The following is a 6,354-nucleotide window of genomic DNA, read 5'->3' on the forward strand; positions in this document are numbered from 1 at the left end:
GATTATAAACATATTGAGGAAGGAGTTTCAATTCAATTACCAGGAAAAACCAATAAACTCATAATCATTGGTTCTGGTGATACAGCAGATATTTATATCCCCCATTTACCAGAAGAATGTGCATCTTTACAGGTAAATTCTGATAATGTAATTATTCGTTGTTTAGCGGAAGAATCTGTAAAAATTCAACAAAGATTTTTACCAGAAAATCAAACTACCACCCTCAAACATAATCAAATTTTGACACTTTATCATGAAAACAATGAAGAAAAATTCTACAGATTCATTTTCTATAATCGCTTACTTGACCCCCAAGCTTAAATTAGGAATTGTTACTCTTTTACTAGGATTTCTACCATTACCTGTTCTTGCTAATTCCAAAATTGAAGTATCTTCCCGTCCTACGGATGCTGATATTGTCACTCTAAAAGTTAAAGTTGTTAATGATAAGAATATTCCTATTGAGGGATTGCAAAAATCTGAATTCAAATTACAAACTGCCAGAATTATCGCCAAAAGTCAAGATACTCCTATTAATCTCAAATTCGCAGAAGTTAGAAAATTTAGATTAATTCCACCGGGAGAACAATTAACATCAGATCCTGCTTATGTTGTCATTCTTTTAGATATGAGTGGAAGCATGAGAAAGAAAGATGCTAGTCGAGTTAAAAAAATAGATGGTGCTATTCGTGCTATTAAAGGATTTATTAAATTAGTCCGCGACAAAAATTTACCTGTACATATTTCTTTAGTACCCTTTGGAGAATCACAGATTGCTAAAGATAATTATGAGGTTAACCAAGAAATTATTGCTAAAAATTTCCTACCAGCAGATTCACCAAATTTAGATAAAAGAGTCGCTGATTTAGCATCTTCTCCCACTAACGCAGGGACTAATTTATATAATCCTTTGAAAGAAGCAGTCAAATATTTAGGTGATAATTCCGAAGAATTGACAAGACAAGCAAATAGTAGCAATGACTTGAGAAAAGATGAACCACAAATTCCGCCTAAATTAGCTGTAATGTTATTATCTGATGGTTATCACAACAGTAAACGCAAAACAGAGGATCAACAATTTGCTAATTTAGAAAAAGTCTTTAAAAAATATCCTACAGTCAGAGTTTACACTTTAGGTTATGGAGAGTCTTTAAAACAGTTAAGAAATCGTGCTACTAACTGCAATATTCCTAATAGTTGGTTAGAAAAAAAACAAGCAGTTGATTTAATTCAATCGTGTAAACTTCCCTCTGGTGACATATTCAACTATATTGTTGATCAACCAAGATTAAAACAAATTGCCGAATTAACAGGAGGTATCAGTAAATTTCCTCAAGATGCAAATGAAGCCGTCAACAGTTTAGAAACCTTTTTTAAAGCATTACGAGAATATGAATTGCAATATATCCAACCAAATGCAGTACCAGCAGAAGAATATCAAGTGCAAGTTAGTGTTAATTCCTCTAACAGAGAACTTAATATTAATGCTCAACCTGTAAATATCAGAATGCCAAATATATCTTTTTATAAATTACCTTTGTTCCCAGATAGGTTATTTATATTAATATTAACTTTAGGTATTTCAGGAGGTGGTATCCTCTGGTTTAAACGTTGGAGTCAACAACTTAAAACTGAAGCTGACCGTTGGATTTAGTCAAAAAAGATCCCCGACTTCTCTAAGAAGTCGGGGATCTGAAGGATGTGAGAGGTTGTTAAGTTGGGTTTCACTTCGTTCTACCCAACCTACGAAAATGGGTTAATTAATGGGGAATTTAGCTAATAATTCCTCACGGGACAACTGAGATAAGTTGAGTAATAAATCAGTTCTTTCTGTGAGAGAAAGTTCCATAATAGGAGTAACAACAGCTAATAATTCCTCATCTAAATTACCAAACCGTGCTGTTAGTAAACTTCCTACTATTAACCTTAATTCTTCTTGTCTTCCCGTTTGCAGTCCCGTCTGTAGTCCCGTTTGTAATCCTTCTTGTCTACCCATTTGCAGTCCTTCTTCTCGCCATTCCTCGCGTTGTTTGAGATATGCTGGTGATAAAGTCATAATCAACTCCCTATCTTCATCGTTGATATTAGTGTTAATCTCTATATTTTTACGCCAAGATGCTAAAATTTCCAGTAGATAATTACGCTGGTTTTCTGTGGAAACTGTGATTAGTTCTTGTACTGCTTGTTTTTGGGTTTCCCCATTACCTAACACCCTTAACCATAGTGTATCCTGATTTTTGGGTAATTGGTTAATTGCTACAATTGCGGTTTTCTGCGATTCTCCTAGAAAATAAACTCCTGTTTCCCAATCATCTTTGAGTGTAGCTCTAAATCCATCTAATTTATTTTTTGAGCAAGTTGGTGTTAAAATCCATAAAACAGGGAACTCGTTTTCCATGAGCCGACGATCTTCTCTTTTTGCTTGTCGAAACAATTCTTCATGAAGGCTGTATAATTTTGACATACAACTTCTAATTGTCATTTCATTGGGAGGATTACGAAAAGGTTCAAATAGACAGCTTGTAACTGCCATTTTTGCTAATAATCCTAAATCGGAAGTTACAGGTTTTGATTGATTGGGAACAAACCAAATATCTATTTCTCTAACTTCGCTTTTTACATCTTTACCAATATCTACTTGACCTAAAGGTTTTAATAATTCCTCTAGATATTCTTTCGCAAATTGGTCATGGGCTTCTCTCGTCATACAAAATCCATAATTAAAATAGTGTTTTCATGATGTCTGAATATACTCTAATTGTCAGAATACTACAAGCAGGAAATAAGGAAATTAGCTATTCTATTACTTTGAGTACATTGTATGAAAGTTATCCTGAAGATTATTTTCGTCAGGAGAATAATCGTTCTCTGATTAGTCAAACTATTGAACAACAATTAGCTAGAATGTTAACTTCCGAAAATTTAACTGCGATAATTTCTAATTGGATTGCAGATATTAAAGTCGGTCGTCATCGTACTATTGTAACGTTAGATTTACCTATTGATGCTTCTGTTCCTATCCAACCTGTAATTCCCATCAATAATCCTGTAAATAACCCTATTGTTGCTCCTGCTAAAAAACCTCTCCGTCCAGTAGTAAATCCAACTTCTGAAATAAAAACTGCAAATATCTCTACCAATAAAGTTGAAAACTCTCCTAATAGTAACACAGAAAAAACACCAGAACCAGTTACAGATATTCGGACTGATACTAACAAAGCTGATTTTTAAGGAAGTTAAAAAATATGAAACCAGAATTACCTTATCATAAATGTCAGCAGGAATTACAGGATTTATTAAAGTCTCGTTATCCGTTAATTTTTTTGAGATCATCAGAAGAAAATCGTGCTGTTCGTTGTACAATAGATGCTCATTTAGCAATTTTGAATAATGCAGATATTCAAGATGGAGAATTAGCACAATGGAATAGTGGAGAAGGTTTTCAACAAAGATTAGAAACTGCGGGTTCTCCAAATCAAGCACAATGGCAAAAATTAGGGAATGCTATTGATAGAAATGGTAATCCCATTTTACAATCTTTAGATATTCTCCAACATCGTTTACAAGACCAAGTTAGTAAAAATCTCCAACGACAACATACCTATTTATTACCAGATTGGTCTATTTTATTACGTCCTGATGATCATTTGATGGCGCGAAAATTGAAAGAATTAATATTGATGATAGACCAAAAAAGACCTTTGGTAAGAATGTCTTTAATTATCATTGGTTCAGATTGGACTATTCCGACTATTTTGCGAAATATGGTACATATTATAGATTTACCTTTACCTGTGGAAGCAGAACTTTATGAAGATGTTTTTAGTGTGGCTGTAGAAAAATATGGTTTAACAGAAGCAGATGCTGGAAGATTAGCAGAACAAGCTCAAGGAATGCCTTTGCAAGCGGTAATTCAAACTGCTAAATTATCAACATCTCGGAATTTATGGACAGATCCAGAATCTGCGGGACAATTATTATTAGAAGCGAAAAAACAGGAACTTAGAAAAACTGGAGTTTTAGAATATTATGCCCCCTCTGGTCAAGGTTTGAGGGATGTGGGAGGATTAACTAAAGTTAAAGAATGGATATATAGCCGTGAGTGTTGGTTTGCTCAAGATGGACAACCAGAATTACGTCCTCGTGCTATTTTACTAGAAGGTTTCCCTGGTTGTGGAAAAACTTTTATTGCCAGAGCGATCGCACAAGAATGGCACGTACCCCAGATTAATTTTGAAATTGCTCGGTTACAATCGCGCTGGGTAGGAGAATCGGAAAGCAACACTTTCCAAGCACTTAGAGCCATCGAAGCATCAGCACCGAATATCCTGTTTATGGATGAAATTGAAAAGGCTTTTGCCGGTGTGGGAGGTGATAGTTCAGGAGTTAGTACCAGACAGTTTGGGACATTTTTATCCTGGTTAAATGATCACGAATATCCGATTTTTTTCATCGCCACTTCTAATGATAGAGAAAAATTGCCACCAGAATTATTCCGTGCTGGTCGTTTTGATGAAATTTTTATAGTTATGCCTCCTAATACTGAGGAAAGATATCAAATCTTACAAAAACGCACTACCGCTTATAAATTACCACCAACTCCACCTTCTATATTAGAATATCTTGTTGAAAAAACCGCCGGTTATTCCGGTGCAGAATTAGATAAATTGGTCAGAGAAGCTATTTATTTAGCTGAATATGGACACTTACCAACAAAGACTCATTGGGAAAATGCTTTATTACAAATTAGTCCCCAATATCGGACTCCCAATATGCAGCAACTATTGCGAAAATATTTAAAATTAATAGAAGGTGGTGGTGGTAAACCTGCATCAGAATTAGAAATAGGTTTTTTAGAAAATCTGATTATTGCTGTCTAGTTTTGTTTATAATTTTGTCTAAATCTCCAAATCTTTAATTATCAATTTTTGATTCCTATCCATTGGGTAACAGGGGACATTGCTTTCCAACCCAGAAATTTACCAATCGGTTCTGCGCGTTGAATAGCAATGCGGGTAAAGTTTCCGCCCACTTTTTCATGCCATTGATATAATCTTTGTTCACCTTCTAAAGTAACAACATTAACTACCATTCTGCCTCCTGGTAGTAACCCATTCCAGCAATTTTCTAATATTTCTGGTGCTGTGACACCACCACCGATAAAAATAGCGTTTGGTGTGGGTAAATTTGGGATAACTTCTAAAGCTTTACCTGCCATAATTTGTAAATTTGGTGTTCCTAAAGCAGCAGCATTATCAGCTATATAATTTAGTCTAGTGGAATTTTGTTCAATAGCGATCGCTCGACATCTTCTATCACTTCGCAGCCATTCTATAGAAATAGAACCACAACCAGCCCCCACATCCCACAGCAACTCGCCCGGTAAAGGTGCTAAACTTGATAATGTCACCGCCCGGACTTCCCTTTTCGTCAATTGTCCATCATGATGAAAAGCATCATCAGGTAAGCCGGGAAATCTCGATAAACCAACTATTCCCCTATCAGCAACACATTCCACCGCAATAGTATTTAAAGAAGCGATATTTCCTTCTTGCCAATTAGCAGCGATATCTGTTATGATTTCCTCATTAGCATTGCCCATTTTTTCTAAAACGGTAATTTGACTATTACCATAACCGCGACTTATCAAAATTTCCGCCACAATAGCTGGAGTATGTTTTCCCTCACTCAAAATTAATAATTTTGCACCGGGATAAATGTAAGATTGCAGTAAAGAAACCGGACGACCACATAAACTTAAAGTTTCCACCTCCGTTAATGACCATCCTAGTCGAGAACAAGCCAGACTAAAAGCCGAAGGTGCAGGAATAATTGTAATTTCAGAAATAGGAATATCTTTAAGAATAGTTGCACCCACACCATAACATAGAGGGTCGCCACTAGCTAAAATACAAACTGCTTCACCACGACGACTGATAATTTCAGTTATGGAAATTGGAAAAGGTGATTTCCAGGGAATTTTTTCGCTGTTGTCGTCAGCGGGTAACATGGAAAGATGACGTTCTCCACCAAAGATAATTTTAGCTTTGTCTAAGCAAGAAAGAGCTATGGGACTTAACCCTGCTACACCATCCTCACTGATACCGATAATTGATAACCATTTTTTCATAATTCGTGAGGTTGTTTCTTTTGCTGGAATATCGCTTTTATTACCTTACCGTGAGGGGATGTGAAGTTGGTGCTTTGAGTTGGATAAGAGTTTTTTCTCCCAGAGACGCTAAGACGCAAACAGGAGGGCGGAAGGACTTTTGATGGCTAAGTAAGAGGGTGTTTGAAAAGTCATGATTGCTGTATCAAATATTTTACCCCTCCCTAACCCTCCCCTTATAAAGG

5 protein-coding genes and 1 pseudogene are annotated in these 6,354 nt (G+C 35.8%); 4 read left to right on the plus strand and 2 right to left on the minus strand.

The features are described 5' to 3' along the window. Positions 1–321: pseudogene (locus IQ228_RS18475) on the plus strand (hypothetical protein); the annotation flags it as partial. After that, positions 263–1,654 (plus strand): vWA domain-containing protein, encoded by a 1,392-nt coding sequence (locus tag IQ228_RS18480; protein ID WP_193963869.1) that lies wholly within the window; start codon positions 263–265, stop codon positions 1,652–1,654. The pseudogene IQ228_RS18475 and the gene IQ228_RS18480, both read left to right, overlap by 59 nt. Before the next feature lie 102 nt (positions 1,655–1,756). On the opposite strand, the gene IQ228_RS18485 is transcribed toward IQ228_RS18480, so the two are convergent. Next, positions 1,757–2,707 carry a Yae1 family protein gene (locus tag IQ228_RS18485; protein ID WP_027400672.1) on the minus strand — a complete coding sequence of 317 codons (951 nt, stop codon included), beginning with the start codon at positions 2,705–2,707 and terminating at the stop codon, positions 1,757–1,759. A 29-nt stretch (positions 2,708–2,736) separates the two neighbouring features. Here IQ228_RS18485 and IQ228_RS18490 point away from each other — a divergent pair, with 29 nt between their 5' ends. Together IQ228_RS18490 and IQ228_RS18495 are read left to right on the plus strand one after the other, a co-directional pair. Continuing rightward, positions 2,737–3,231 (plus strand): hypothetical protein, encoded by a 495-nt coding sequence (locus IQ228_RS18490; protein WP_152540394.1) that lies wholly within the window; start codon positions 2,737–2,739, stop codon positions 3,229–3,231. A gap of 14 nt (positions 3,232–3,245) precedes the next feature. Next, positions 3,246–4,880: an AAA family ATPase gene (locus tag IQ228_RS18495; protein ID WP_193963870.1), complete on the plus strand. Its 1,635-nt coding sequence runs from the start codon at positions 3,246–3,248 to the stop codon at positions 4,878–4,880. 41 nt (positions 4,881–4,921) lie between these two features. Here the strand turns inward: IQ228_RS18495 and cbiE are convergent, their stop codons facing one another. Continuing rightward, complete coding sequence (gene cbiE / locus IQ228_RS18500; protein WP_193963871.1) at positions 4,922–6,130, minus strand: precorrin-6y C5,15-methyltransferase (decarboxylating) subunit CbiE; 1,209 nt, start codon at positions 6,128–6,130, stop codon at positions 4,922–4,924. Positions 6,131–6,354 lie beyond the last annotated feature (224 nt).

Origin of the sequence: Dolichospermum sp. LEGE 00246 (genome assembly GCF_015207865.1) — a bacterium.
In the GTDB taxonomy this organism is placed as follows: domain Bacteria; phylum Cyanobacteriota; class Cyanobacteriia; order Cyanobacteriales; family Nostocaceae; genus Dolichospermum; species Dolichospermum heterosporum.